Source organism: Streptococcus mitis (genome assembly GCF_001579045.1).
Classification (GTDB): Bacteria; Bacillota; Bacilli; order Lactobacillales; family Streptococcaceae; genus Streptococcus; species Streptococcus mitis_D.
In genome coordinates this window covers 310,218-336,596 of the sequence record NZ_KQ970261.1, presented here as the reverse complement: position 1 = coordinate 336,596, position 26,379 = coordinate 310,218, and the positions used below count along the sequence as shown (strand labels likewise).

Annotated in this window: 21 protein-coding genes; 19 read left to right on the top strand and 2 right to left on the bottom strand. The window is 40.2% G+C overall.

The window, feature by feature from the left end; all coding sequences use genetic code 11:
• Positions 1-11 precede the first annotated feature (11 nt).
• From glmM to SMIDD28_RS01515, 6 genes are all read left to right on the top strand, one after another.
• Positions 12-1,364 (top strand): phosphoglucosamine mutase, encoded by a 1,353-nt coding sequence (glmM, locus tag SMIDD28_RS01540; RefSeq protein WP_061424197.1) that lies wholly within the window; start codon positions 12-14, stop codon positions 1,362-1,364.
• 73 nt (positions 1,365-1,437) lie between these two features.
• Positions 1,438-1,812, top strand: coding sequence for a DUF1149 family protein (locus tag SMIDD28_RS01535; RefSeq protein WP_001050087.1), 375 nt, complete (start codon positions 1,438-1,440; stop codon positions 1,810-1,812).
• Between the two features lies 1 nt (position 1,813).
• Entirely contained in the window at positions 1,814-2,662 is an 849-nt protein-coding gene (locus SMIDD28_RS01530; protein WP_061424195.1) for a DegV family protein, read from the top strand.
• 267 nt (positions 2,663-2,929) lie between these two features.
• Positions 2,930-3,697 carry a 4-hydroxy-tetrahydrodipicolinate reductase gene (gene dapB / locus SMIDD28_RS01525; protein WP_061424194.1) on the top strand — a complete coding sequence of 256 codons (768 nt, stop codon included), beginning with the start codon at positions 2,930-2,932 and terminating at the stop codon, positions 3,695-3,697.
• The gene (locus SMIDD28_RS01520) at positions 3,694-4,893 is read left to right on the top strand and encodes a CCA tRNA nucleotidyltransferase (protein WP_081103171.1); all 1,200 of its coding nucleotides are present in this window, start codon (positions 3,694-3,696) and stop codon (positions 4,891-4,893) included. The genes dapB and SMIDD28_RS01520 overlap by 4 nt, the downstream gene beginning before the upstream one ends.
• Entirely contained in the window at positions 4,890-6,761 is a 1,872-nt protein-coding gene (locus tag SMIDD28_RS01515; protein WP_061424191.1) for an ABC-F family ATP-binding cassette domain-containing protein, read from the top strand. The genes SMIDD28_RS01520 and SMIDD28_RS01515 overlap by 4 nt, the downstream gene beginning before the upstream one ends.
• 36 nt (positions 6,762-6,797) lie before the next feature.
• On the opposite strand, the gene mntE is transcribed toward SMIDD28_RS01515, so the two are convergent.
• Entirely contained in the window at positions 6,798-7,982 is a 1,185-nt protein-coding gene (mntE, locus tag SMIDD28_RS01510; protein WP_061424189.1) for a CDF family manganese efflux transporter MntE, read from the bottom strand.
• 159 nt (positions 7,983-8,141) lie between these two features.
• Between mntE and SMIDD28_RS12010 the strand changes: the two genes are divergently transcribed.
• From SMIDD28_RS12010 to yaaA, 7 genes are all read left to right on the top strand, one after another.
• Entirely contained in the window at positions 8,142-9,575 is a 1,434-nt protein-coding gene (locus SMIDD28_RS12010; protein WP_231075103.1) for a hypothetical protein, read from the top strand.
• Position 9,576: 1 nt separating this feature from the next.
• On the top strand, positions 9,577-10,557 hold the full coding sequence (locus tag SMIDD28_RS01500; protein ID WP_061424187.1) for a glycosyltransferase family 2 protein: 981 nt from the start codon (positions 9,577-9,579) through the stop codon (positions 10,555-10,557).
• Between the two features lie 229 nt (positions 10,558-10,786).
• Positions 10,787-13,483 carry a cation-translocating P-type ATPase gene (locus SMIDD28_RS01495; protein WP_061424185.1) on the top strand — a complete coding sequence of 899 codons (2,697 nt, stop codon included), beginning with the start codon at positions 10,787-10,789 and terminating at the stop codon, positions 13,481-13,483.
• 113 nt (positions 13,484-13,596) lie between these two features.
• Positions 13,597-14,007, top strand: coding sequence for a peptide deformylase (locus tag SMIDD28_RS01490; protein WP_000412228.1), 411 nt, complete (start codon positions 13,597-13,599; stop codon positions 14,005-14,007).
• Between the two features lie 11 nt (positions 14,008-14,018).
• Positions 14,019-15,614 (top strand): hypothetical protein, encoded by a 1,596-nt coding sequence (locus SMIDD28_RS01485; protein ID WP_061424183.1) that lies wholly within the window; start codon positions 14,019-14,021, stop codon positions 15,612-15,614.
• A gap of 64 nt (positions 15,615-15,678) precedes the next feature.
• A complete protein-coding gene (locus tag SMIDD28_RS01480; RefSeq protein ID WP_061424181.1) occupies positions 15,679-15,843 on the top strand; it encodes a YczI family protein in 165 nt (54 codons plus the stop codon).
• 184 nt (positions 15,844-16,027) lie between these two features.
• Positions 16,028-16,756: a peroxide stress protein YaaA gene (gene yaaA, locus SMIDD28_RS01475; RefSeq protein ID WP_061424178.1), complete on the top strand. Its 729-nt coding sequence runs from the start codon at positions 16,028-16,030 to the stop codon at positions 16,754-16,756.
• A gap of 124 nt (positions 16,757-16,880) precedes the next feature.
• Here yaaA and SMIDD28_RS01470 read toward each other — a convergent pair whose 3' ends face one another.
• Positions 16,881-17,429 (bottom strand): NADPH-dependent FMN reductase, encoded by a 549-nt coding sequence (locus tag SMIDD28_RS01470; protein ID WP_061424175.1) that lies wholly within the window; start codon positions 17,427-17,429, stop codon positions 16,881-16,883.
• 388 nt (positions 17,430-17,817) lie between these two features.
• On the opposite strand from SMIDD28_RS01470, the gene SMIDD28_RS01465 reads away from it, so the two are divergent.
• The 6 genes from SMIDD28_RS01465 to SMIDD28_RS01440 form a co-directional block, all read left to right on the top strand.
• Positions 17,818-19,014, top strand: coding sequence for an MFS transporter (locus SMIDD28_RS01465; protein WP_061424173.1), 1,197 nt, complete (start codon positions 17,818-17,820; stop codon positions 19,012-19,014).
• 293 nt (positions 19,015-19,307) lie between these two features.
• Positions 19,308-19,796 carry a cell wall elongation regulator TseB-like domain-containing protein gene (locus SMIDD28_RS01460; protein WP_049512551.1) on the top strand — a complete coding sequence of 163 codons (489 nt, stop codon included), beginning with the start codon at positions 19,308-19,310 and terminating at the stop codon, positions 19,794-19,796.
• A complete protein-coding gene (locus SMIDD28_RS01455; protein WP_061424171.1) occupies positions 19,793-20,980 on the top strand; it encodes a pyridoxal phosphate-dependent aminotransferase in 1,188 nt (395 codons plus the stop codon). Before SMIDD28_RS01460 ends, SMIDD28_RS01455 begins: the two co-directional genes overlap by 4 nt.
• Positions 20,973-21,338 (top strand): VOC family protein, encoded by a 366-nt coding sequence (locus tag SMIDD28_RS01450; protein ID WP_061424169.1) that lies wholly within the window; start codon positions 20,973-20,975, stop codon positions 21,336-21,338. Before SMIDD28_RS01455 ends, SMIDD28_RS01450 begins: the two co-directional genes overlap by 8 nt.
• Positions 21,339-21,357: 19 nt before the next feature.
• A complete protein-coding gene (asnS, locus tag SMIDD28_RS01445; RefSeq protein WP_061424167.1) occupies positions 21,358-22,701 on the top strand; it encodes an asparagine--tRNA ligase in 1,344 nt (447 codons plus the stop codon).
• A 306-nt stretch (positions 22,702-23,007) separates the two neighbouring features.
• Positions 23,008-26,379: YSIRK-type signal peptide-containing protein (locus tag SMIDD28_RS01440; protein ID WP_061424165.1), on the top strand; the 3,372-nt coding region annotated here is incomplete at its 3' end.

Sequence of the window (26,379 nt, the reverse complement as noted above, 5' to 3'; positions counted from 1 at the left end):
ATTTTATAAAAATGGGTAAATATTTTGGGACTGATGGAGTCCGTGGAGAAGCTAACGTAGAACTAACGCCAGAATTGGCCTTCAAACTAGGTCGTTTTGGAGGCTATGTTCTTAGCCAACATGAAACGGAAGCACCGAAAGTTTTTGTAGGACGTGATACACGTATTTCAGGGGAAATGCTAGAATCTGCCTTGGTGGCAGGTCTACTGTCTGTGGGAATTCACGTCTACAAACTTGGTGTCCTTGCAACACCAGCAGTAGCTTACTTGGTAAAAACTGAGGGAGCCAGTGCAGGTGTCATGATTTCTGCTAGTCACAACCCAGCCCTTGATAATGGGATTAAGTTCTTTGGTGGTGATGGCTTCAAACTAGATGACGAAAAAGAAGCAGAAATTGAAGCCTTGCTAGACGCTGCAGAAGACACTCTGCCACGTCCAAGTGCAGAAGGCTTGGGAACCTTGGTAGATTACCCAGAAGGCTTGCGTAAGTATGAAGGCTACCTTGTTTCAACTGGAACTCCTCTTGAAGGAATGAAGGTTGCCTTGGACACAGCAAACGGTGCAGCTTCTACAAGTGCCCGTCAAATCTTTGCAGACCTTGGTGCCCAATTGACGGTTATCGGGGAAACACCAGATGGTCTTAACATCAACCTTAATGTTGGTTCAACCCACCCAGAAGCCCTTCAAGAAGTGGTCAAAGAAAGCGGGTCAGCTATCGGTTTGGCCTTTGACGGAGACAGTGACCGTTTGATTGCTGTTGATGAGAATGGCGACATCGTCGATGGTGACAAGATTATGTACATCATCGGGAAATACCTTTCTGAAAAAGGACAATTGGTCCAAAATACAATTGTGACAACTGTTATGTCTAACCTTGGTTTCCACAAGGCCTTGGACCGCGAAGGTATTAACAAGGCAGTTACTGCAGTTGGCGATCGTTACGTTGTTGAAGAAATGCGAAAATCAGGCTACAACCTTGGTGGTGAACAGTCTGGTCACGTTATCTTGATGGATTACAATACTACAGGTGATGGTCAATTATCAGCTGTTCAATTGACCAAAATCATGAAGGAAACTGGTAAGAGCTTGTCAGAGTTGGCAGGAGAAGTAACCATCTATCCACAAAAATTAGTCAATATCCGAGTGGAAAACGCCATGAAGGAAAAGGCTATGGAAGTTCCAGCTATCAAGGCTATCATCGAGAAGATGGAAGAAGAAATGGCAGGGAACGGCCGTATTCTTGTTCGCCCAAGTGGGACAGAACCCCTCTTGCGTGTTATGGCAGAAGCGCCTACAACAGAAGAAGTAGACTACTATGTTGATACCATCGCAGACGTAGTTCGAGCTGAAATCGGGATTGACTAAATCCTAGAAAACTAGATGAAAATAAAAAATTATGGTACAATAGCTTATAATATTGTAGCCAAGGGAGAAAGACATGAATCTTAAACGTGAACAAGAATTTGTTAGTCAGTATCATTTTGATGCGCGTAATTTTGAATGGGAAAATGAAAATGGAGCTCCTGAAACTAAGGTGGATGTGAACTTCCAATTGCTCCAACATGATCAAGAAAATCAAGTGACTTCCTTGATTGTCATCTTGACCTTTATGATTGTATTTGATAAGTTTGTCATCAGTGGAACCATTTCACAGGTAAATCACATCGATGGCCGTATTGTCAATGAACCAAGTGAATTGAGCCAAGAAGAAGTGGAAACTTTGGCTCGTCCATGTTTGAATATGCTCAACCGTTTGACTTACGAAGTAACTGAAATTGCATTAGACTTACCAGGAATCAATTTGGAGTTCTAATATGAAACTAGCTGTTATCACAGATTCTTCTGCCTATCTCAGTGCAGAGACCTTGCAAAGAGAAGATTTGTATGTCTTGGATATTCCTGTCAATATTGATGGTGAGGAGTATGTCGAAGGTATCAATCTGACTGCTGAGGAATTTTACCAAAAAATGGCTCAGGCTTCTGAATTGCCTAAGACTAGTCAACCAAGTATTGCCAAGTTAGATGAAATCTTAACTTCGCTCAAAGAACAAGGTTATACACATGCCTTGGGGCTTTTCCTATCTTCTGGAATTTCAGGTTTTTACCAAAATATCCAGTATATGATAGATGAATATGAGGGTTTAACCATTGCCTTTCCAGACACTTTGATTACAAGTGCTCCTCTGGGTATCATGGTTGAAAGCGTCTTTAATTGGCGTGGCCAGGGCGATGATTTTGACATCATTCAGGATAAGCTAGCCATTCAAATCAGTCGTACGTCAGCCTTTATCATGGTAGATGATTTGGACCATTTGGTGAAAGGTGGGCGTCTTTCAAATGGGGCTGCCATTTTGGGCAATTTGCTTAGCATTAAGCCAATCCTTTATTTCAACGACCAAGGTGTGATTGAGGTTTACGAAAAAGTTCGTACGGAAAAGAAAGCAACCAAGCGCTTGATTGAAATCATCAAGGAAACCACAGCTTCAGGCCAATACCGTGTCATTGTCATTCACGGAAATGCTCCTGAAAAGGCTGAAGAATTACGTCAGCACTTGCTTGATTCTGGAGTGGGTTCAGATATTTCACTTGCTACATTTGGTAGTGTCATTGGAACTCACCTAGGAGCAGGAAGCATTGCTCTGGGTTATATTCCAGTGATTTAGTTGGGACTTTTAGCTTAGTTAAGAAGTTAGCAAATGAACACGCCTGGAACCCTGTTTGAAAAAGATAGTTCTTCCAAGGAGTAGACAATCCTTGATTAGAACTTCTATTTTCACTTTGTGTTCCTACAGGCTTTGTATCATAGCAATTGAACACGGACTACCTGCCTCTTGAAAAAAGATGTCTGTCTTGCCTTTCGTGGAAAGTCAGCGCCATTCCCTATTTTTTATGGGCAGCTAACGTCCTTTGTATCTTAGACAGGAGTAGAGATGAGTATTCGAGTAATTATTGCAGGTTTTAAAGGCAAGATGGGCCAAGCTGCTTGCCAGATGGTCTTGGCTGATCCAGACTTGGACTTGGTAGCAGTTTTGGATCCTTTTGAGTCTGAGTCAGAATGGCAGGGTATTCCTGTTTTCAAGGATAAGGCTGATTTAGCAGGCTTTGAAGCGGATGTCTGGGTAGACTTTACTACACCAGCCGTTGCCTATGAAAATACACGCTTTGCTCTTGAAAATGGCTTTGCTCCAGTAGTTGGAACAACAGGTTTCACAAGTGAAGAAATTGCAGAGCTAAAAGAATTTTCTCGTGCCCAAGATTTGGGTGGTTTAATCGCTCCAAATTTTGCCTTGGGTGCTGTTTTACTCATGCAATTTGCAAGGCAGGCTGCTAAATATTTCCCAAATGTGGAGATTATCGAGCTCCATCATGACAAGAAAAAGGATGCTCCGAGTGGAACAGCTATTAAAACAGCTGAGTTGATGGCAGAAGTTCGAGAGTCTATTCAGCAAGGTGCAGCGGATGAGGAAGAATTGATTGCAGGTGCTCGTGGTGCTGACTTTGATGGCATGAGGATTCACTCAGTTCGTTTGCCAGGCTTGGTAGCTCATCAGGAAGTCATCTTTGGCAATCAGGGAGAAGGATTGACCCTCCGTCATGACTCCTATGATCGCAGCTCCTTCATGACAGGGGTCAATTTGGGAATTAAAGAAGTTGTCAAGCGTCATGAGCTTGTCTATGGATTAGAACACTTATTATGAGATTAACGCAAATGCCTTCTGAATTTCAGAAGGCTTTACCAGTATTAGAAAAAATTAAAGAAGCAGGCTTTGAAGCCTATTTTGTTGGGGGCTCTGTTCGAGATGCCCTTCTCAATCGCCCTATCCATGATGTGGATATTGCGACGTCTTCTTATCCAGAAGAGACCAAGCAGATTTTTCCGCGAACAGCTGATATCGGAATCGAGCATGGAACCGTCTTGGTTTTAGATGGGGATGAGGAGTATGAGGTAACCACCTTTCGGACAGAGGATGTCTATGTGGACTATCGCAGACCCAGTGCAGTCTCCTTTGTGCGTTCGCTAGAAGAAGACCTCAAACGCCGTGATTTTACAGTCAACGCCTTTGCCTTGGACGAGACAGGAGAAATTGTTGACTTGTTTCATGGTTTAGAGGATTTGGAAAACCAAGTTTTGCGAGCGGTTGGAGTGGCTAGTGAACGTTTCAACGAAGACGCTCTGCGAATTATGCGTGGTTTCCGTTTTCAGGCCAGTCTTGGTTTTGAACTTGAGCCAGAAACATTTAAGGCTATGAAGACCTTGACGCCGCTTTTGGAGAAAATTTCTGTGGAGCGTACCTTTGTTGAGTTTGATAAACTCTTGCTGGCTCCGTTTTGGAGAAGGGGCTTGGCTTCCATGATTGAGAGCCAAGCTTATGATTATCTCCCTGATATGGCATCTAGCCAGGATAAGCTCAACAGACTGTTTGAGTTAGAGACCGATTTTACCTTTGAATCCTCTGAACAAGCCTGGGCGGCTCTACTGTGGGCTTTGGAGATTGAAAATGCGCAGCCATTTTTGAAAGCTTGGAAGACCTCACGCCAGTTTGCCAAGCAAGTTCAGGATTTGCTGACTATTTTGGCTCTGCGTGAAAAAGGAGAATTGAGCAAGCGAGATTGTTACCGCTTTGACTTGGATTTGCTTTTACAGGCTGAAAATCTTCGTCAGGCTCAAGGAAAACAAGTCAATCCACAAGCTATCAAAGAAACTTACCAGAGCTTGACTATACATGATAAGAAAGAAATTCAGATCAATGGCGGTATTTTGATTAAGGAATATGGCTATCAGCCGGGCCCAGATTTGGGAGAGATTTTAACAGAGATTGAATATGCCATTGTCGATGGAACATTGGAAAATGACCGACAAGCCATCCATGCTTACTTGAGGGAGAAAAAATGAGTGATTTTATCGTTGAAAAACTAAGTAAATCCGTCGGTGACAAGACCGTTTTCAAGGATATTTCCTTTATCATCCATGACCTAGACAGAATCGGTTTGATTGGTGTCAATGGAACGGGCAAGACTACCCTTTTGGATGTCCTTTCTGGTGTTTCTGGCTTTGATGGGGATGTCAGTCCTTTTTCAGCTAAAAATGATTACCAGATTGGTTACTTGACCCAGGATCCTGATTTTGATGATAACAAGACGGTCTTGGATACGGTTCTATCTAGCGACCTCAAGGAAATCCAGCTCATTCGTGAGTACGAATTGATCATGCTCAACTATAGTGAGGACAAGCAGGCGCGTTTGGAACGTGTCATGGCAGAAATGGACTCTCTTCAAGCTTGGGAAATTGAGAGTCAGGTCAAGACGGTTCTTAGCAAGCTGGGTATTCAGGACTTATCTACTCCTGTTGGGGAATTGTCAGGTGGTCTGAGAAGACGGGTCCAGTTGGCGCAAGTTTTACTCGGCAACCACGACCTCTTGCTTTTGGATGAACCGACCAACCACTTAGATATAGCGACTATCGAGTGGTTGACTCTCTTTTTGAAAAATTCCAAGAAGACCGTCCTTTTTATTACCCACGATCGTTATTTCCTAGACGCTTTGTCAACACGGATTTTCGAGTTGGACCGAGCAGGCTTGACCGAATATCAGGGAAATTATCAGGATTATGTTCGCCTTAAGGCGGAACAGGACGAGCGCGATGCGGCTCTTCTCCACAAAAAGGAACAACTTTATAAGCAAGAATTGGCCTGGATGCGCAGACAACCGCAGGCGCGTGCGACCAAGCAGCAGGCTCGTATCAATCGCTTCCATGACTTGAAAAAGGAAGTTTCAGGCAGTAGTGCTGAGACAGACTTGACCATGAACTTTGAAACCAGTCGGATTGGGAAGAAAGTCATCGAGTTTCAGGATGTTTCCTTTGCCTATGAAAACAAGCCCATTTTGCAAGATTTTAATCTCTTGGTACAGGCTAAAGACCGTATCGGAATCGTTGGGGACAACGGTGTTGGGAAATCAACTCTCCTTAACTTGATTGCAGGCATTCTTGAGCCGACAGCAGGACAAGTTGTGATTGGGGAAACTGTTCGCATCGCCTATTTCTCTCAACAAATTGAGGGCTTGGATGAAAGCAAGCGAGTGATCAATTACTTGCAGGAAGTGGCAGAAGAGGTCAAGACCAGCGGTGGTTCTACGACTTCGATTGCAGAGTTGCTGGAGCAGTTCCTCTTCCCACGTTCGACTCATGGAACCTTGATTGAGAAATTGTCAGGGGGAGAGAAAAAACGTCTTTATCTTCTCAAACTGCTCTTGGAAAAACCAAATGTTCTTCTCTTGGATGAACCGACAAATGATTTGGATATTGCAACCTTGACAGTTTTGGAGAATTTCTTGCAAGGCTTTGCGGGACCTGTTTTGACGGTTAGTCACGACCGCTACTTCTTGGATAAGGTAGCGACTAAGATTCTCGCTTTTGAGGATGGCAAGATTCGTCCTTTCTTTGGTCATTACACCGACTATCTTGATGAGAAAGCCTTTGAAACAGAGATGGCCAATCAAGTGCAAAAGGCTGAAAAGGAGAAAGTGGTCAAGGTTCGTGAAGACAAGAAACGCATGACCTACCAAGAAAAGCAGGAGTGGGCAAGCATTGAAGGTGATATTGAAGCCTTGGAAAATCGTATCGCTGCTATTGAAGAGGAAATGCAGGCAAATGGCTCTGACTTTGGTAAGCTGGCTACTCTCCAAAAAGAGCTAGATGAGAAAAACGAAGCACTCCTTGAAAAATACGACCGCTATGAGTATCTCAGTGAATTTGATAGCTAGAAGAATGGAAAAATCCCGTCTCATGACAGGATTTTTCTATTCTTTTTTGGTTTCTTGATGAAAAATATTTTGCCAGGTTTCGTGGCGGCGCCAGATACTGGTATGGACGATGCCATCTAACTCATAGCAGATGAGTTTGGTCTTCTGACTGATGGAAGTGATCTGAATATCCTTGATAGCGGAATTCAAGTCTTTTTCGGCTTTATAGGCCTCTTTATCCATCTGCTCTCCATCTTGACGAATATAGACAAAATCGTCAGCCAAGAGTTCCTCCAGTTGATTTCCTTGATCAATCAATTGCTCGCGCATAAGCAATTTTTTGTAGACATTGTCTAAAATTTCATCCTCAGGGATAGGCGCTGGTTCAATATGGACATCGATATCAAAAACCCCAAAACGTTCTTCCAGCATAGACTCGACCTGATCCGCAATCTCGTGACTTTCATAAACGGATAAGTCGGGATTCATCTCCAGCGTGATATCCAGGTAAATATTGCTACCGTAGGTGCGACCTCTTTGGGACTTAACCTTGCTGATTTTGGGAATTTCCATGATAGCCTTTTGATAATCCTCAAGCAGACGGTCGTCGAAGCCATCTGATAGACTAAAAGAAGACTCGATGAAGATATCATAGGCAGTCTTTAAGATAAAGAAAGTGATGATGATGGCAACCAGTTTATCCACAATGGGATAATTGAAACTACTGGCTAGGATAGCAATGGTAGTGCCAAGTGATGTAACAGCGTCAGAAAGATTATCCTTGGCAGCTGCCTTCAGTGCTTTTGATTTGGAATGTTTACTGAGACGGGTGTTGTAGAGATAAACCACAAACATAACCGCTGCAGAAATGATTCCTAGAAGTGCACCCAGAGGATCAATGACCGTTTCTTCCCGACTGAGAATCTTTTGAATGGTGTCCCTTAGAACATCGAAACCGACATAGAACATGATGATAGAAGTGATCAAGCTAGCCAAATCTTCAATCTTCCAGTGACCAAAACGGTGGTCCCGGTCTGCAGGTTGGCGCGCCATTCGAATCCCAATCAAGAGGGCAATATTTCCGATGATATCGGATATGTTATTAAAACCATCTGCCACCAAACTGGATGAATGGAGGAGGTGCCCAGTAGCCAATTTGGCTGCAGACAAGATCAAATAGGTTGAAATGCTGATAATGGCCCCACGCTCAGCTAACTTGAGATTTGAGATAGATTGCTTCATTCAACTTCCTTTCTAGTCACATAGCATTCTACCATTATACTGGTTTTCAAGGGAAAATTCAAATAGGACAGATAAAACTAAGAAAATACAAAGCAGAAAATGCTTTTTTTTTTAGGAAATATGATAGACTGATAAAGTGAAAAGTTGAGGTAAATAAAATTGAAAAAAATGAGTATTTTAGCGATGAGTATTTCTTTGCTCTTTACTGTTTTAGTCTGGTTCTCGATGGTAACAAATGTCAAACAAGGAATACCGTTTTCAGATGCTAGTATTTTTGAATATTTTGGGTATGCAATGAATCGAGGAGAATTGATGTATGCAGCCTTATTTGATCATAAGGGGCCAGTTGTTTTTTTACTGAACTACCTAGGATATCTTATTGGTGGTGCGTTAGGAATTAAATTTTTATACCTATTTTGTACATTTCTATTCTTTATAGCTAGCTATAAGATCTCAAGATTATTTACTGGGAATAAGCAAACAATTTTAACTTTAGCAATTATCTTTATAATTTATGAGTATTTTTTTGATGGCGGTTGGAGTTTAGAAGGTTTTATTTTACCTTTTTTGTCTTATTCATTATACATTTTTTTAAAATTATTTATACAAAATGATTTCAGTAAAAATGACATCGTAGTATCAGGTGCGTTTTTCGCTATTGTATTTTTTACGAAAGCAAATATGATAGGGATTTGGCTAGTATTTTGTATTTATGTATTGATTGATTTTATACTAAAGAAAGCATATAGGGAATTGTTTTCTTTGATAGGATTATTTTTCGTTGGAGTATTAATACCAACTATCCCTTTGTGCCTATATCTGTTATCAAAGGGCATCTTTATTGAAATGGTATACCAGTCGATTGGAATTAATTTTATTTATACTACAGAGTCTAATAACGTTTCGATGTATGAGATTATCAGATGGTACATTTCTCAAACAAATCTCTTAAGTCTTAATTTATTGATGTTATTTTCCTTGATACCACTGTGGAAGAAATTTGGAATAAAATCAATCTTCTATCATTTTGTTTTTATTGTTTGTTTACTTCTGGCTCTTATCTCAAAAAGAAGCTATGGTCATTACATTTTAGTAATGCTCCCGATTTTGATTCCATATATTTCCTATTTATTTCATAGCATATCCAAGAAAATGTCTTTTCAAGTATTTTTTGTCTTATTCTTAGGATTTATTATTGTATACCAGAATGATGTAAAATCCATCATGAAAAGTATGAATACAAGATATCTGAATAGATCTGAGAAACAGCAACGCGTTGCTAGCTATATAGAGAAAAATACGTCGATGGATGACCGAATTTATACACACCGTCAAAATGGAACAATTTATTTGTATAGTGAACGGCTAGCTAGTACAAAATTTTTCTTCATCCCAGCTGTGACAGATGATCGAGTTATTATTGATGAGTTTAAAAAATCTATACAAGAAAATCCTCCTATCTATATTGTATTTGATACTGAATGGGATTATGGTAAGAGGACTGACTCTTTTATTAAGGATTATATTAAAGTAAATTATCACTTAGAAAAACAGATTGATACAGCTATGATTTATAGAAAAGGAGGAGAATAGCATGAGCAGGAAAAAGCCAATTTTATATATCGTTATTCCGTGTTATAACGAAGAGCAAGTCTTACCACATACTAATCCAATGTTTGTTGAAAAAATTGAACAATTAGTAAAGAAAGAAGAAATCCATCCTCTTAGTAAAATCATGTATGTAAATGATGGTAGTAAGGATCAGACTTGGGAACTGATAGAAAGTTATGCTAAAACCATCCCTTCTGTAGTTGGCGTGTCACAAAGTCGTAATAGGGGTCATCAAAGTAGTGTCCTTGCCGGTATGTATGAGGCTATTCAGTTTGCTGATATTGTCATTACCATTGATGCTGATGGACAAGATGATATCAATTGTATGGACAAAATGGTTGAAGAATATAAAAGTGGTTCTGAAATTGTATATGGTGTCCGTGATAATCGTGATACGGACTCTGCTTTTAAACGAATTACAGCCGAAGGTTTTTATAAAGTGCTACGCCTATTTGGAGCAGAAGTTATTTTCAATCATGCCGACTATAGATTGGTATCAAAAAGATTTTTGCGGGAGTTAGAGAGGTTCCAAGAAGTTAATCTTTTTCTTCGTGGTTTAATGCCTTTAGTTGGCTTTAAATATTCTTATGTTTCGTATAAGCGCCATGAACGAATTGCTGGTGAGAGCCATTATCCACTATCTAAAATGCTTGGTTTGGCTATGGATGGTATTACCAGTTTATCAATCAAACCGATTCGTTTGATTACAAGTCTTGGTGTTTTGACGTCACTCTTTAGTTTTTTATTGATTATTTGGGGCATATGGAGTAAGTTTGCTGGTACGGTTGTGGCAGGCTGGGCAAGCACCTATGCAATAGTCAGTTTACTTGGTGGAGTACAATTGATTAGTTTGGGAGTAATTGGTGAGTATATTGGAAAGATTTACCTAGAAACGAAACGTCGTCCTAGATATATTATCAGTGAACGTACTTTTGATAAGAGTAGCATCTCATCGGATTTTTAATCCTTGAAAGTTTTTCAAATTTTGGTATAATAGTACTACTCAAGGGAGTAGCTGGCAGAAACCTGTGATAGTGTCGTCATTCCGAATTTTATACTGAAAAGTATGCTTTCCGGCACTATCTTAAACAGCGAGACTTGTTATGATTAACAGGTCTCTTTTTTGTTTGTCGTGAAAAGATACGATGGGGAAAAGAGAGTCTGTTTTGCACACAATGTCAAGGAGGAGACACATGTCAAAAGAACAAAAACGCCAAGCGTTTTACACTCAGAGTCCTGAAGAGGTCTTGAAGGCTGTGGATGCGACCGAGCAAGGTTTGTCATCAAGTGAGGCGGAAAAGCGCCTTGTCGAATTTGGCCACAATGAACTCGAAGAAGGCGAGAAACGATCAATCTTGGTCAAATTTATCGAGCAATTTAAGGATTTGATGATTATCATCCTAGTTGCGGCAGCTATCTTGTCAGTCGTGACTTCTGGTGGGGAAGATATTGCAGATGCCATTATCATCTTAGCCGTGGTAATCATCAATGCTGCCTTTGGTGTTTACCAAGAAGGGAAAGCTGAAGAAGCGATCGAAGCCCTCAAATCCATGTCTAGTCCAGCTGCCCGCGTTCTTCGTGATGGGCATATGGCGGAGATTGACTCTAAAGAATTGGTACCAGGTGATATTGTTGCTCTTGAAGCAGGTGATGTTGTACCAGCGGATCTTCGTTTATTAGAAGCCAATTCTCTTAAAATCGAAGAAGCTGCTTTGACAGGTGAGTCTGTGCCAGTCGAAAAAGACTTGTCAGTCGAGCTTGCTGTAGATGCTGGTATTGGTGACCGTGTCAATATGGCCTTCCAAAACTCTAACGTGACCTATGGTCGTGGGATGGGTGTTGTTGTCAATACAGGGATGTACACTGAAGTTGGTCATATCGCTGGTATGCTTCAAGATGCGGATGAGACAGATACACCACTTAAACAAAACTTGAACAACCTTTCTAAAGTCTTGACCTATGCTATCTTGGTCATTGCCCTTGTTACTTTTGTAGTGGGTGTCTTCATTCAAGGGAAAAGTCCACTTGGTGAGTTGTTGACTTCTGTTGCCCTTGCCGTTGCAGCCATTCCAGAAGGACTTCCTGCTATCGTTACCATCGTTCTTTCCCTTGGTACTCAAGTTTTGGCCAAACGCCATTCCATCGTTCGTAAATTGCCAGCAGTTGAAACACTTGGTTCAACTGAAATCATCGCTTCTGATAAGACTGGTACGCTGACTATGAACAAGATGACAGTCGAAAAAGTCTTCTACGATGCGGTTCTACATGACTCAGCTGATGATATTGAACTAGGTCTTGAAATGCCCCTTCTTCGTTCAGTTGTCTTGGCCAATGATACGAAAATCGATGTGGAAGGCAACCTGATTGGTGACCCAACCGAAACAGCCTTTATCCAATATGCCTTGGACAAGGGTTACGATGTCAAAGGTTTCTTAGAGAAGTATCCTCGTGTAGCTGAGTTGCCATTTGACTCTGACCGTAAGCTCATGTCAACAGTTCACCCATTGCCAGATGGTCGTTTCCTTGTAGCAGTCAAGGGTGCGCCAGACCAACTCTTAAAACGTTGTCTTCTTCGTGATAAGGCTGGGGATATTGCTCCGATTGATGAGAAGGTTACAAATCTCATTCATACAAACAACTCTGAAATGGCTCATCAAGCCTTGCGTGTCCTTGCAGGTGCTTATAAGATTATTGACAGCATTCCAGAAAATCTCACTTCTGAAGAGCTTGAAAATGATTTAATCTTTACTGGTTTGATTGGTATGATTGACCCTGAACGTCCTGAAGCTGCTGAGGCTGTGCGTGTGGCTAAGGAAGCTGGAATCCGTCCAATCATGATTACAGGTGACCATCAAGACACAGCAGAAGCTATTGCCAAACGTTTGGGAATCATTGACGCAAACGATACAGAAGGCCACGTTTTAACTGGTGCTGAACTCAATGAACTGTCAGATGAAGACTTTGAAAAAGTAGTTGGTCAATACTCTGTTTATGCCCGTGTGTCTCCAGAACACAAGGTTCGTATCGTCAAGGCTTGGCAAAAACAAGGTAAAGTCGTTGCCATGACAGGTGACGGTGTCAATGATGCGCCAGCTCTGAAAACAGCAGACATCGGTATCGGTATGGGAATCACTGGTACAGAGGTTTCTAAGGGGGCTTCTGACATGATTCTTGCAGATGATAACTTTGCGACTATTATCGTTGCAGTTGAAGAAGGACGTAAGGTCTTCTCAAATATTCAAAAGACTATTCAGTACCTACTTTCTGCCAATACTGCTGAAGTATTAACCATTTTCCTATCAACCTTGTTTGGTTGGGATGTTTTGCAACCAGTTCATCTTTTGTGGATCAACTTGGTAACAGATACCTTCCCAGCAATTGCTCTAGGTGTTGAACCTGCTGAGCCTGGTGTCATGAACCATAAACCACGTGGACGCAAGGCAAGCTTCTTCTCAGGTGGTGTTTTGAGTTCTATCATCTATCAAGGTGTACTCCAAGCAGCCCTTGTTATGAGTGTTTATGGCCTTGCCCTTGCTTACCCAGTTCATGTGGGTGACAATCATGCCATTCATGCAGATGCCCTTACTATGGCCTTTGCAACCCTTGGTTTGATTCAGCTCTTCCATGCCTACAATGTCAAGTCTGTTTACCAATCCATCTTGACAGTTGGCCCATTCAAGTCTAAGACCTTCAACTGGTCTATCTTGATATCCTTCATTCTTCTCATGGCAACAATCGTCGTAGAACCGCTTGAAGGAATCTTCCACGTAACCAAACTAGACTTGTCACAATGGGGAATCGTTATGGGCGGAAGCTTCTCAATGATTATTATCGTCGAAATTGTTAAGTTTATTCAACGCAAACTCGGTTTTGATAAGAATGCGATTTAAAAAAAGTCATCTTCGGATGGCTTTTTGCTACAGTTGAGGGAAAGGGCTTGCAGTTATCAGCTTTTGTGCTATAATTGCTATAATATAGTAAAAAGCAAGAGGAGTGTGAGGAAGTGGAAAAGAAAATTGTGAAGGATATTTTGTTTTTATCTCAGGTATCTCAGCCGGCAAGTCAGGAAGACCTGTATCTTGCCAGAGATTTGCAGGATACACTCTTAGCAAATCGAGAAACTTGTGTTGGTCTGGCTGCCAATATGATTGGGGTGCAGAAGCGCGTGATTATCTTTAATCTTGGTTTGGTTCCTGTGGTCATGTTTAACCCAGTGCTCCTGTCCTCTGAAGGACCTTATGAGACGGAAGAAGGTTGTTTGTCCTTGACAGGTGTGAGACCTACTAAGCGTTATGAAACCATAAGGATTGCATATCGTGACAGCAAGTGGCAGGAACAGACCATTACCTTGACAGGATTCCCAGCTCAGATTTGTCAGCATGAACTGGATCACTTGAAAGGACGAATCATTTAGGAGGAAAGCAAATGAAACGGATAATCTTTGAACTTATTTTTATCGCAACGACCTGGTATATCTTTTTACCGCCCCTTAACTTAACCAGCTGGGAATTTCTCTTTTTCCTCTGTGGGCATTTGCTGCTTGTAGCAATCTTATTTGGCTTTGGCAAGGGGATAAACCTTGTCAAAACGGTTCATGTGCGCCACGGCAAGGCAGAAGCTGCCTTAAATCTTGAGGGTTTCAAAATCAATCGGTTAGGGAAAATCCTTTTAGCTTCTATTGGAGGAATTCTTCTCTTAGCAGCCTTGGTTTCCTTGGTGACTTCCAGCATTTTTCAGGCTAAAAATTATGCCAATGTAGTCACGGTTACGGAAAAAGACTTTACTGAATTTCCTAAGACTGACACTAGTAAGGTTCCTATCTTAGATAGAAGTACTGCTGAAAAAATTGGCGACCGCTACTTGGGTTCCCTAACGGATAAGGTGTCGCAGTACGTAGCGGCAGATACCTATACCCAATTGACGATTGATGGGAAACCTTATCGGGTTACACCACTAGAATACGCAGATCCTATCAAATGGTTTAACAATCAAGCCAAGGGAATCGGCGAGTATATCAAGGTAGACATGGTAACTGGTAATGCGGACTTGGTGGACTTGAAGACACCAATCAAGTATTCTGATTCGGAGTATTTTAACCGTGACGTCAAACGTCACCTACGCTTGAAGTACCCAACTAAAATCTTCAAGACTCCATCTTTTGAGGTGGACGATGAGGGCAATCCTTTCTATGTGGCTACAGTTTACCAAAAGCAATTTGGACTTGCGGTTCCTCGTCCTGTTTCAGTCATTATCTTGGATGCTACAAATGGAGAAACCAAGGAATACAGCTTGGCAGATGTTCCGGAATGGGTGGACAGAGTTTATCCAGCTGAGGAAACCATTGAGCAAATCAACTACAACGGCAAGTACAAGGATGGTTTCTGGAATGCCATGATTTCCAAGAAAAACGTGACCCAGACTACCAAGGGCTATAATTACTTGTCTATCGGTAATGACATCTACCTCTACACAGGTGTGACATCGGCCAATGCAGATGAAAGTAATCTTGGTTTCATTCTTGAAAATATGCGAACAGGAGAAATCACTAAGTACAGCTTGGCTTCTGCGACCGAAGAATCAGCCCGTGAATCAGCCGAAGGTGCTGTTCAGGAGAAATCCTACAAGGCAACCTTCCCAATCCTCATCAACCTCAATGACAAGCCTCTCTACATCATGGGTTTGAAGGACAATGCAGGCTTGGTCAAAGAGTACGCTCTGGTAGACGCAGTCGAGTACCAAAACGTTATCGTAGCTACGACAGTGGAAGAGCTACTCAGCAAGTATGCCAATAAAAACGACCTTGAAATTGACAATGCAACGACAGAAAGCATCAAGGGAGTAGTAGCAGACCTCAAATCAGCTGTTATCAAGGGAGATACCGTCTACTTCTTTAAAGTTGATGGCAAGATTTACAAGGTCAAGGCCTCTGTATCAGATGACCTTCCTTACCTTGAAAATGGTAAAACCTTCGAAGGTCAAGTAGGAAAAGACAATTATCTCAAGACTTTTAAAGTGCAGTAAAAAAGGTTTATTTAAGAAATATATGTTATAATAAGGTAAATTAAGCCTAATGGAGGACAAACAAATGGGTTTTTATTTGATGCTTGCTTCAATGCTACTCGGACTGCTCGCTTTGAAGATAGGTTTTTCTCAGTTCAAGGAGAAAAAAGATAAATTCTTATCTATCTTAACAAGTTTAGCTGGCATAGCCCTTGTTCTCGTAGCTGTCTGGTTAGGATGGCCCAAATAAATAGAGAAGCCTCGGTTAAACCGAGGTTTTTCATACTCTTCGAAAATCAAATTCAAACCACGCCAGCTTCACCTTGCCGTACTCAAGTACAGCCTGCGGCTAGCTTCCTAGTTTGCTTTTTGATTTTCATTGAGTATCAGATGAATTTCTTGGTTGTGGCTAAAAAATATGCTACACTATCAATATGAAAATTTTAATCCCAACAGCAAAAGAAATGAACACAGACTTGCCAAGTATCGAGGCAACTCCTTTAAGATCAGAAAGTCAGGCCGTGCTGGATGCTTTGGCCCTCTATTCTGCTAGTCAATTGGAGAGTTTTTACAAGGTATCAGCCGAGAAGTCTGCGGAAGAATTTCAAAATATCCAAGCTTTGAAAAGGCAAACTGCCCAACACTATCCAGCCTTGAAACTTTTTGATGGGCTCATGTACCGCCATATCAAGCGAGATAAACTGACCGAGACAGAACAAGCCTATCTTGAAAGTCATGTCTTCATTACCTCGGCTTTGTACGGAGTCGTTCCAGCCTTGTCACCCATGGCCCCTCACCGTTTGGATTTTTTGATGAAATTAAAAGTCGCTGGTAAGACTTTGAAGAGCCATTGGAAGGTAGCCTATGATGAAGCTCTGAAGCAGGAAGAAGTGATTTTCTCTCTCTTGTCGTCCGAGTTTGAGACTGTATTTTCTAAGGAAATTAGAGAAAAAATGGTGACCTTCAAATTCATGGAAGATAGGGGTGGTCAGTTGAAGATTCATTCAACGATTTCCAAGAAAGCGCGTGGTGCCTTCCTGACAGCCCTGATAGAAAATCAAGTACAGACGGTGGAAGAAGCTCGTCGCTTAAGCTTTGCAGGATTTAACTACCGAGAAGACCTGTCACAGCCACAGGAATTGGTTTTTGTTAAGGAAGTATAGAAATCAGATATTTTGTATTTGACAATATGTATCATCAGACATTTTAGTTTATAAATGAGAAAAAGCGAACAAGCTAGTCTTCTGAGTGTCAGAGAAGTAGTCTTGTTCGCTTTTATTATGTTAGTTACTTGATAGCATTGACCAAGTCTTGAGCTTGTTTTTCAAGGGAGTTTAGGACTGTTTCTTCAAGAACCAATTTTCCGTCTGCCCAGGCAGAGTCATTGACACGTGCAGCGGTAAAGTCGCCAACGACTTGCGTACGGATAAATGGCAAGAGGTCTTTATAGATAGCGAAGAGTTGATCGTGACCTGCATTGGCTACAGATGATACGGTGACAAACTTGTCTTGAAGAGCAGAAGCGCCACGTGTATCAGATAAGTCAAGGGCACGAGATAGCCAGTCAAGCAAGTTTTTCACTGTTCCAGGGATAGAGAAGTTGTAGACTGGAGAGAAGATCCAGATGGCATCAGCAGCGAGAACTGCTTCACGAGCAGCAGCTACAGCTGGATAAGTTGGAACTTCCAAATCTTGGCTGAAGAGAGGAAGGGCTGAGTAATCAAGATAGCTAACTTCCGCTTTACCAGCAAGTGCTTTCTCAGCTTCGAGAGCCATTTGGTGGTTAAAAGAACCTTGACGTAGGGATCCGACGATAAATAATACTTTTTTAGACATGATGTGTCTCCTTTTTCTTAAATTTCGAGAACTTTCTCGTTGTTATGAAATATATTACAACAAAAGAAAAGGACTTGCAAGAAATTTGCTCAAAGATAATTAAAACTATAAAATTGTAGAATATCTAATCACTTGCGACTGGAATGCATTTGGTTTTCGCAGAGTATTCCTATATTCTCTTGTAATATGATGACATAAGTGCTAAAATAAACAAGAAAACTCGCAATAGAAACCGCAGAACAGCTATTTTCCGGTATCATTTCATAAATCATTAAAGGAACAATAAAGGCATTGAAGAATGCTTCTAAAAAGGGGTGGAAATCATGTAAGGCAAAGATTAACAAGTGACGGACAAAAGAAATAATAATACACTTGTTAAGGAGAAAAAATGTTAATAAGAAATTATCGGAAAAATATTGGCCTGATGGCTGGAGTTGAGTTTTTTGCATTTCTAGGGATTACCAGTTTTTGGATTCTCTTTCTCAGTCAAAACGGCATGTCTCTTTGGCAGATTGGACTTCTGGAGAGTATCTTTCATGCGACCAGTCTTCTCTGTGAAATTCCATCTGGTATGTTAGCTGACCGCTATTCCTATAAGACCAACCTTTATTTAAGTCGTATAGCAGGGATTGTGTCTTCTATTCTTATGTTGGCTGGGCAGGGAAATTTTTGGATTTATGCACTGGCTATGGCGGTAAGTGCCTTGTCTTATAATTTTGATTCAGGCACAAGCGCAGCAATGGTCTATGACTCGGCTGTAGAGGCTGGACTAAAGGAGCGTTATCTATCCATTTCAAGCTTCCTATCAGGGGTGTCGGAAGGAACTCGGTCTTTTGGGACAGTGTTGGCGGGATTTTTTGTCCATGGTCAATTGCACCTGACCTACTATATCATGATTGTCACTTCTATCATAGTTCTTTTCCTGATTTGGATGCTGAAAGAACCTAGTGTCAAGCTAGAAAAAGATGATAGTGTGACCATGAAACAGATTATTTGGACTGTTAAGGATGAGTTGAAGCGAAATCCCATGCTTTTCAACTGGATGATTTTGTCTCAGATTGTCGGAACACTCATGTGCATGTTTTATTTTTACTATCAAAATCAGTTACCAGATTTAAGTGGTTGGCAAATTTCAGCAGTTATGCTACTTGGTAGTCTCTTAAATATCGTCGCAGTCTATCTAGCGAGTAAGATTGGAAAGAAATATGCTGCTTTGAAGCTTTTCCCTATCCTTGTGCTGCTGACTGGCGTCACCTATATGTTGTCCTACTTTGGAACACCTCTAATCTATATTTTGATTTATTTGATTAGTAATGCTCTATATGCTCTTTTTCAGCCGATTTTTGACAACGATTTGCAAGATCGGCTCCCAAGTGAAGTAAGGGCAACCATGCTGAGTGTCTACTCTATGATGTTTAGCCTCAGTATGATTGTGTTCTTCCCACTGACAGGCTGGTTGATTGACCATTTAGGCTTTGTAATAACATTTCTTTATCTAGGCTTCTTTTTAGTCATAATCGGCCTTCTACTACCTATCTTTTTAGGAAAATTGGCTAAAAGAATGGATGATAAAGTGATTCCATAGATCAAAAAAATTTACGAAAACTTGAGTGCCAAGCTCAGGTTTTTTAATAGGTTGATTTCGCTTAACTTTTCTTGCTCGGTTTTAACTAAGAAAAATCGGTTTACTTTGGAGGGAGAAATAGAATTGGTTGCTTATACTCAATGAAAATCAAAGAGCAAACTAGGAAGCTAGCTGCAGGTTGCTCAAAGCACAGCTTTGAGGTTGTAGATAAAGCTGAAGTGGTTTGAAGAGATTTTAGAAGAGTATTCTTGCATTCACTTGTAATAAAGCTTAATAGATGGTAAAATAGACGAGTGAAAAAAAGACAAAACAAAGCAAAAAATAATCTACTGTGGCAGTATGGTCTAGGGATGACGATTTTGTTTGTGGTTATCAGTGCTTCCTTTCTGTATCTAGTGTTTCTGAGTATGAAACCTTATCAAACGGCTAAAAGTGAAGGAGAAAAATTAGCTCAGCAGTATGCAGGATTAGAGCAGGCTGATCAGGTTGACTTATACAATGGCTTGGAATCCTATTATAGCGTTCTTGGTCGTAATAAAAAACAAGAAGCACTTGCTGTCCTGATTGGAAAAGATGACCATAAGATTTACGTTTATCAGCTAAATCAAGGTGTTTCACAAGAAAAAGCAGAAGCTGTTTCTAAGGAAAAAGGAGCTGGCGAGATTGATAAGATTACCTTTGGTCGGTATCAAGACAAGCCAATCTGGGAAGTCAAGTCAGGCTCTGATTTTTATCTAGTAGATTTTGAAACAGGAGCATTGGTCAATAAGGAGGGCCTATGAAACTATCCAACCGTGTTTTAGAAATGGAAGAAAGTGTCACTCTAGCTAGTGATGCGAGAGCAAAGAAGTTAAAGGCTGAAGGAAAAGATGTACTTTTCTTAACTTTAGGTCAGCCCGATTTCCATACTCCCAAAAATATTCAAGATGCAGCTGTTGTAGCCATTCGAGATGGACGTGCTTCTTTCTATACGGTAGCTTCAGGTTTGCCTGAGTTAAAAGCAGCAGTCAATACCTATTTTGAGCGTTATTATGGTTATTCCGTAGCGGCCAACGAAGTCACATTTGCTACCGGTGCTAAGTTCTCACTCTATACTTTCTTTATGGCTGTGGTCAATCCAGGTGATGAAGTTATCATCCCAACCCCATATTGGGTCAGCTATGGAGATCAGGTCAAGATGGCAGAAGGTGTGCCAGTCTTTGTTCAAGCTAAAGAAGACAATGATTTTAAAGTTACGGTGGATCAACTAGAACTAGTTAGGACAGATAAGACAAAGGTTTTGGTGCTAAATTCGCCATCTAATCCGACTGGTATGATTTACACTCGCGAGGAACTCTTGGCTATCGGAAATTGGGCAGTTGAACATGACATTCTCATCCTAGCAGATGATATATACGGTCGCCTTGTTTATAATGGAAATGAATTTGTTCCAATATCAAGTCTATCAGAAGCAATTCGTAAGCAAACCGTTGTTATCAACGGTGTATCTAAGGCCTATGCTATGACAGGTTGGCGGATTGGCTATGCCGTCGGAGAAGCAGACATTATCGCTGCCATGTCTAAGATTGCAGGTCAAACAACTTCGAACCCGTCAGCAGTAGCCCAGTATGCAGCAGTTGAGGCTCTATCAGGTGAGCAAGATACTGTAGAAAACATGCGTCAGGCCTTTGAAGAACGATTAAACACCATCTATCCCCTTCTTGCTGAGGTGCCAGGATTTGAAGTGGTCAAACCGCAAGGAGCCTTCTATCTCTTCCCAAATGTTAAAAAGGCAATGGAGATGAAAGGCTATACGGATGTGACAGAATTTACAACCGCTATCCTAGAAGAAGCTGAAGTGGCCTTGATTACAGGAGCAGGATTCGGAGCGCCAGAAAATGTCCGCCTCAGCTATGCGACAGACCTAGACACGCTTAAAGAAGCAGTTAAACGCTTGAAAGCATTTATGGGTAGTGAGAATGATTGATCATTTTGAAATTAAGGTAAAGGATTTACAAATTTCAGAAGGATTTTATAGGAGTTTTCTCGCTCCTTTGGGCTATAAATTGGCTTTTAAGACCACTTCTCTAATCAGTTTTCTTGCCCCAAACAGCCCTCATCCTGGTGGTGATTTTTGGCTGGCTCAGGGGAAGCAAAATCCTATTCACTTTGCTTTTTTAGCAGAAAATAAGGAAGAGGTTCAAGCTTGTTATGAGGCTGGTTTAGAGGCAGGTGGGCGAGACAATGGAGCTCCTGGTTATCGCAGTGAGCAACCGATTTACTACGCTGCTTTTGTGGTTGATCCAGATGGGAACAATATAGAAGTGGTTTGCCATAAAGAATAAAAAAAGAAAAGGAAAAATAATGACAAAACGTGTAACGATTATTGATGTAAAAGACTATGTTGGTCAGGAAGTGACGATTGGCGCTTGGGTTGCCAACAAATCAGGAAAAGGGAAAATCGCCTTCTTGCAATTGCGTGATGGAACAGCCTTCTTCCAAGGTGTGGCCTTTAAACCAAACTTTGTCGAAAAATTTGGTGAAGAAGTAGGACTTGAAAAGTTTGATGTTATCAAACGCTTGAGCCAAGAAACGTCTGTCTATGTGACAGGTATTGTCAAAGAAGACGAACGTTCTAAGTTTGGCTACGAGTTGGACATTACAGACATCGAAGTGATCGGTGAATCTCAAGACTACCCAATCACACCAAAAGAACATGGAACAGACTTCTTGATGGACAACCGTCACTTGTGGCTCCGTTCTCGTAAGCAAGTAGCGGTGATGCAAATCCGTAACGCTATCATCTACGCAACTTATGAGTTCTTCGACAAGAATGGCTTCATGAAATTTGATAGCCCAATTCTTTCAGGAAACGCGGCAGAAGATTCAACTGAACTTTTTGAAACTGATTACTTCGGAACGCCAGCCTACTTGAGCCAATCAGGTCAGCTTTACCTAGAAGCAGGCGCTATGGCCCTTGGTCGTGTCTTTGACTTTGGTCCAGTTTTCCGTGCTGAAAAATCAAAAACGCGCCGTCACTTGACTGAGTTCTGGATGATGGATGCAGAGTACTCCTACTTGACACACGATGAGTCACTTGACTTGCAAGAAGCTTATGTGAAAGCTCTTTTACAAGGTGTTCTTGACCGTGCGCCTCAAGCCTTGGAAACTTTGGAACGTGATACAGAGCTCTTGAAACGCTATATTGCAGAGCCATTCAAACGCATCACTTATGATCAAGCCATCGACCTCTTGCAAGAGCATGAAAATGATGAAGATGCTGACTACGAGCATCTTGAGCATGGTGATGACTTTGGTTCACCACACGAAACTTGGATTTCAAACCACTTTGGTGTACCAACATTTGTCATGAACTATCCAGCAGCTATCAAGGCCTTCTACATGAAACCAGTTCCTGGAAATCCAGAGCGCGTGCTTTGTGCAGACTTGCTTGCTCCAGAAGGCTATGGAGAAATCATCGGTGGGTCTATGCGTGAGGAAGACTACGCTGCCCTTGTCGCTAAGATGGATGAACTTGGCATGGATCGTACAGAGTACGAATTCTACCTTGACCTTCGTAAATACGGTACTGTACCACACGGAGGATTTGGTATCGGTATCGAGCGTATGGTAACCTTCGCAGCAGGAACAAAACACATCCGTGAAGCCATTCCATTCCCACGTATGTTGCACCGTATTAAACCGTAAATAATGAGATGAAAGTAAAAGGTTCTATCGGCCTTTTACTTTTTTTTGATGTCGAGATTGAAAAATATTATAATTTTTTAAAAGATGATTTATCACCCTATTTATTTGCATTTTTATGCAATATATATTCAAGCGTACTTAGAAGTAGCCTAATAATATTATTTTTCTGTACCTAGGACACAAAACTTTATAATTTTGAAAAAAATAGACAAATTACTTAAAAATTACGTCGGAATATGATACAATTAAACGAATATATCTGTACTCGCGAGTGCATATATATATATATATATAAGGTGGTAAACAATGTTTAAATTGTCGAGACAACAAAAAGATCATCGATATTTTTGTGGCAATAGATACGAAAAATATTCGATCAAAAAATTAAAAGTTGGTGCTGCGAGTGTTTTAATCGGGGCTGGCTTCTTTTTTGGTTATCATGTTGAAGCTGATGAAATGATACCGATTACAAGTGTATCAGATAGTGGTTACAACAGAACTGGAACTGGTAGTTCAGGAGTAGTCGACGCACAAGAATTTGTAATGGTGACTCATGAGAAACCAGGTGGAGTAGTAGAAGATGTTGCTATTTTAAAATCAAATTTTTCAGAAAATCTTGATCAATTAAAGAAAGATTATCCTGGATTTACTGCGACAAGCTTACAACTTGTTGGAACAAATAAATATAAAATTACTTATGTACCGGTTACTACAACAAATCCACCGAGTTCAACAACAGAATCTGTAGCTAATACAGGAGAGGCTGGTACTTCAAATAGTACATTAGCGACTGCTAATCAAACGCAACCAACAACTGAAAATAAAGTTAGTTTACAAGGTCATTTAGTAGGAAATCAAACAGAATATAATGTAGGAGAACAGATCATCTCAACATTTAGATTAGATGTATCAGCTCCTTCAAAATTAGAAGAAGGTTCTTATATTTTAGTGAATTTACCTGAGAATGAACCTATTACTGATGTACAATTTGGTACAGCTTTAAGAGTGGAAAAAGTAACGGATACACAGTATAAGATTTATACTGGAGAAGTTCCAAGTGGTTCTTATGGTAATTTCAATATTAGTTATAAATTTGATAAATATAGAACTGGCCGTAATTCTCAAACTTCTATCACTTCTCAAGTGATGGATAAAAATGGGAATCCAATTTCACCTGAAAAGACTACTAAGTCAGTGGTAGCAAATACAAATAAGAGTGGATATGCTAGTATTCATGTGGACAGTGAAAGTGGTGCTAGAGATTTAGCTTTATTTAACACAAATGCACCCGGCGACTCTATTGATGAAACAAAGAATAAAGAATTAGTTTTAAAATTAACGACATTAAATAAAGAAGTTGCTGCTGTCAATAAAATACAACATGCTATTACTTTACCGACAGGAGCTATAGTATCAGAAACATCTAAGAATGCAGGATGGACACAGGAAGGAAATATTGCTCGTTATACAAGAATAATACCAGATGCGAAACCTGTATTTGATCAAGGAAATAATACTAGTGATGATACACTTAGCTTAAACATGCGTCAAACAGGAACCTTAGAAGAGTTTCTTAAAGGAAAAGAATTTACTTTTACAGATAATGTAACTTATACAGATAAATCAGGAGAAACGAATACAAGTCAAGGGACAACTTCGTTAGTTGTGAAGGCTGTGAATCCATATAAAGATAACGGAGATGGAGCAACGCCAAATGTAGCAGGAGCACAACCTCCATTAGTAATTAATAACTATACTAATGAACAAAATCATGAAAATAGAGTGAATATAGCAATTCCTGGAATTAATACGGAAACAGATGATAAGAGAATTATTGTTTTCTGGAGAAGTGTAGATACTCCAACAAAAGTTAAGGAAGTTGAATTAACGATTGATAGTGATTTTGATCAAAAGAGATCAATTGAATTTTATGGTGTCTGGAACAATAATGGAGCATATGCAGCTTGGTATGCACCGGATAATCTAGGAACTAGTAAGACGTTTGAAGTATATACGGTAAATGGTACATCAGAAACAAAACTTGGAGAAATTTCCTTTAAGAAAGACGGTGGAACATCTATAGATTTACCTGAAGGTACGACCCGAGTTTTATTAAAACCAAAAGGTGAGATGAACTTTACAAGTAATACAATAAGCCAGGCAGGTATTTATTTACATCAAAACTTAAAAGGCTTAGAAAAAGCTAAACAAATGGTTTTAGAAGGCAAAGAAGCTAAGAGTATTGTTACTGCAAAAGTTTCAACTCAAGATACAGATGTAGTCAATACAAGTATTTCTAAAACGATTTTAGCAGATGCTAGAACAGCTTTAAAACTGACATCGAGAACTGGGAAAATAGAAACGGTTCTAGCAGGGAATAAAACACAATCATTAAGTTCTGGAATAGAAGCTTATGATTACTCACCTTCAGGTTTAGGGAATCGTGTATATAGTACATTGACATCACACCTTGCTACTACTGATAAAAAATTAGATTATCTTGGAGCGAAGAATCCTAAAATTATTGTGGAATTGCCGGATGGCTTTAGTTATGCAGGAGATAGCCCACTTGTAACTAAAGATGATAATTATCAAAATACTGGTAAACGGGTATTGATTATTGATCCGAAGGATTCAAATACTCGTGAGAATGTAACTCCGAATTTAGAGTTTAATGTAGCACAATGGGTTCAAACAGGTAGGTATCGTTTGAAATATACATTAGTTTGGGATGAAAATAGATTCCTACATGGGTTAAATCCTAATAATGAGTTTGATGGAGATAAGACAATTATCAATACATCAACTTTCACTTATGAAATTCCTGTAAGTAATACATCAGCGACACGATTACACGTAGATGTAACCGATAAAAATGATCAACGAGAAGGTTACACAACTTCGTTACAGAATTTAGCTCCAAAAACAGATGTGACATATCGTTTTACATTATCAAATACAGATAATTCAAAATTATCGAATAATGAAGTGCTTGTGACATTACCTAAACAAGGGGACAAGAATATTGTTGATACAAGTATAGCTCGTAATTCTGCATTTGATGTGGAAGCTACAGGAGAAGCAATAGCTCCTGCAGGATGGACAGCATACTACTCAACTTCTCCAATTAATGGAAATGCAAATGAAGTTGCTACAGCAACAACTTTAACAGCTGATCAAGTGACAGATTGGAGCAAGGTTACAGCAGTTAAGTTTGTTTCTAATCAAGGGACTACATTAAATCCGGGATTATCAAATGAATTTTTAGTACCAGCAAGAATTTCTAAAGATGCAAAAGATTCACAGGTAGCTTATATTTCAGCAGCAGCAAAAACAAATGCAGAGGAAATATTTAATGAGGCGAATGTAGCTTCTGTTACTATTAAAATAGAAAATATAAAAAATGGAGCTGTTAAAATTGCATATGAAGATATGCAAGGAAATACGATTAAACCAACAATAACAGCTATTGAAAAAAGAGCTTATACAAAAGATTATAATGTAGATACAGAAGAATATCGTCCTGATGAATTTACATATAATGGCATAGCGTATAGATATATGCGAGTCAAAGAAACTTCGGCTCCGGTTGAAGGTGTTATTAACAGTGAAGAAATTACAGTGACTTATGTTTATGATACTTTGTATGAAAATGTTCCAGAAACAAAAACAATCACG

What these genes read in the sequence shown, in the direction of transcription:
- glmM (WP_061424197.1), top strand. Translation starts at nt 12, where the DNA reads ATGGGTAAATATTTTGGGACTGATGGAGTCCGTGGAGAAGCTAACGTA.
- SMIDD28_RS01535 (WP_001050087.1), top strand. Translation starts at nt 1,438, where the DNA reads ATGAATCTTAAACGTGAACAAGAATTTGTTAGTCAGTATCATTTTGAT.
- SMIDD28_RS01530 (WP_061424195.1), top strand. Translation starts at nt 1,814, where the DNA reads ATGAAACTAGCTGTTATCACAGATTCTTCTGCCTATCTCAGTGCAGAG.
- dapB (WP_061424194.1), top strand. Translation starts at nt 2,930, where the DNA reads ATGAGTATTCGAGTAATTATTGCAGGTTTTAAAGGCAAGATGGGCCAA.
- SMIDD28_RS01520 (WP_081103171.1), top strand. Translation starts at nt 3,694, where the DNA reads ATGAGATTAACGCAAATGCCTTCTGAATTTCAGAAGGCTTTACCAGTA.
- SMIDD28_RS01515 (WP_061424191.1), top strand. Translation starts at nt 4,890, where the DNA reads ATGAGTGATTTTATCGTTGAAAAACTAAGTAAATCCGTCGGTGACAAG.
- mntE (WP_061424189.1), bottom strand. Translation starts at nt 7,982, where the DNA reads ATGAAGCAATCTATCTCAAATCTCAAGTTAGCTGAGCGTGGGGCCATT.
- SMIDD28_RS01500 (WP_061424187.1), top strand. Translation starts at nt 9,577, where the DNA reads ATGAGCAGGAAAAAGCCAATTTTATATATCGTTATTCCGTGTTATAAC.
- SMIDD28_RS01495 (WP_061424185.1), top strand. Translation starts at nt 10,787, where the DNA reads ATGTCAAAAGAACAAAAACGCCAAGCGTTTTACACTCAGAGTCCTGAA.
- SMIDD28_RS01485 (WP_061424183.1), top strand. Translation starts at nt 14,019, where the DNA reads ATGAAACGGATAATCTTTGAACTTATTTTTATCGCAACGACCTGGTAT.
- SMIDD28_RS01480 (WP_061424181.1), top strand. Translation starts at nt 15,679, where the DNA reads ATGGGTTTTTATTTGATGCTTGCTTCAATGCTACTCGGACTGCTCGCT.
- yaaA (WP_061424178.1), top strand. Translation starts at nt 16,028, where the DNA reads ATGAAAATTTTAATCCCAACAGCAAAAGAAATGAACACAGACTTGCCA.
- SMIDD28_RS01470 (WP_061424175.1), bottom strand. Translation starts at nt 17,429, where the DNA reads ATGTCTAAAAAAGTATTATTTATCGTCGGATCCCTACGTCAAGGTTCT.
- SMIDD28_RS01465 (WP_061424173.1), top strand. Translation starts at nt 17,818, where the DNA reads ATGTTAATAAGAAATTATCGGAAAAATATTGGCCTGATGGCTGGAGTT.
- SMIDD28_RS01455 (WP_061424171.1), top strand. Translation starts at nt 19,793, where the DNA reads ATGAAACTATCCAACCGTGTTTTAGAAATGGAAGAAAGTGTCACTCTA.
- SMIDD28_RS01450 (WP_061424169.1), top strand. Translation starts at nt 20,973, where the DNA reads ATGATTGATCATTTTGAAATTAAGGTAAAGGATTTACAAATTTCAGAA.
- asnS (WP_061424167.1), top strand. Translation starts at nt 21,358, where the DNA reads ATGACAAAACGTGTAACGATTATTGATGTAAAAGACTATGTTGGTCAG.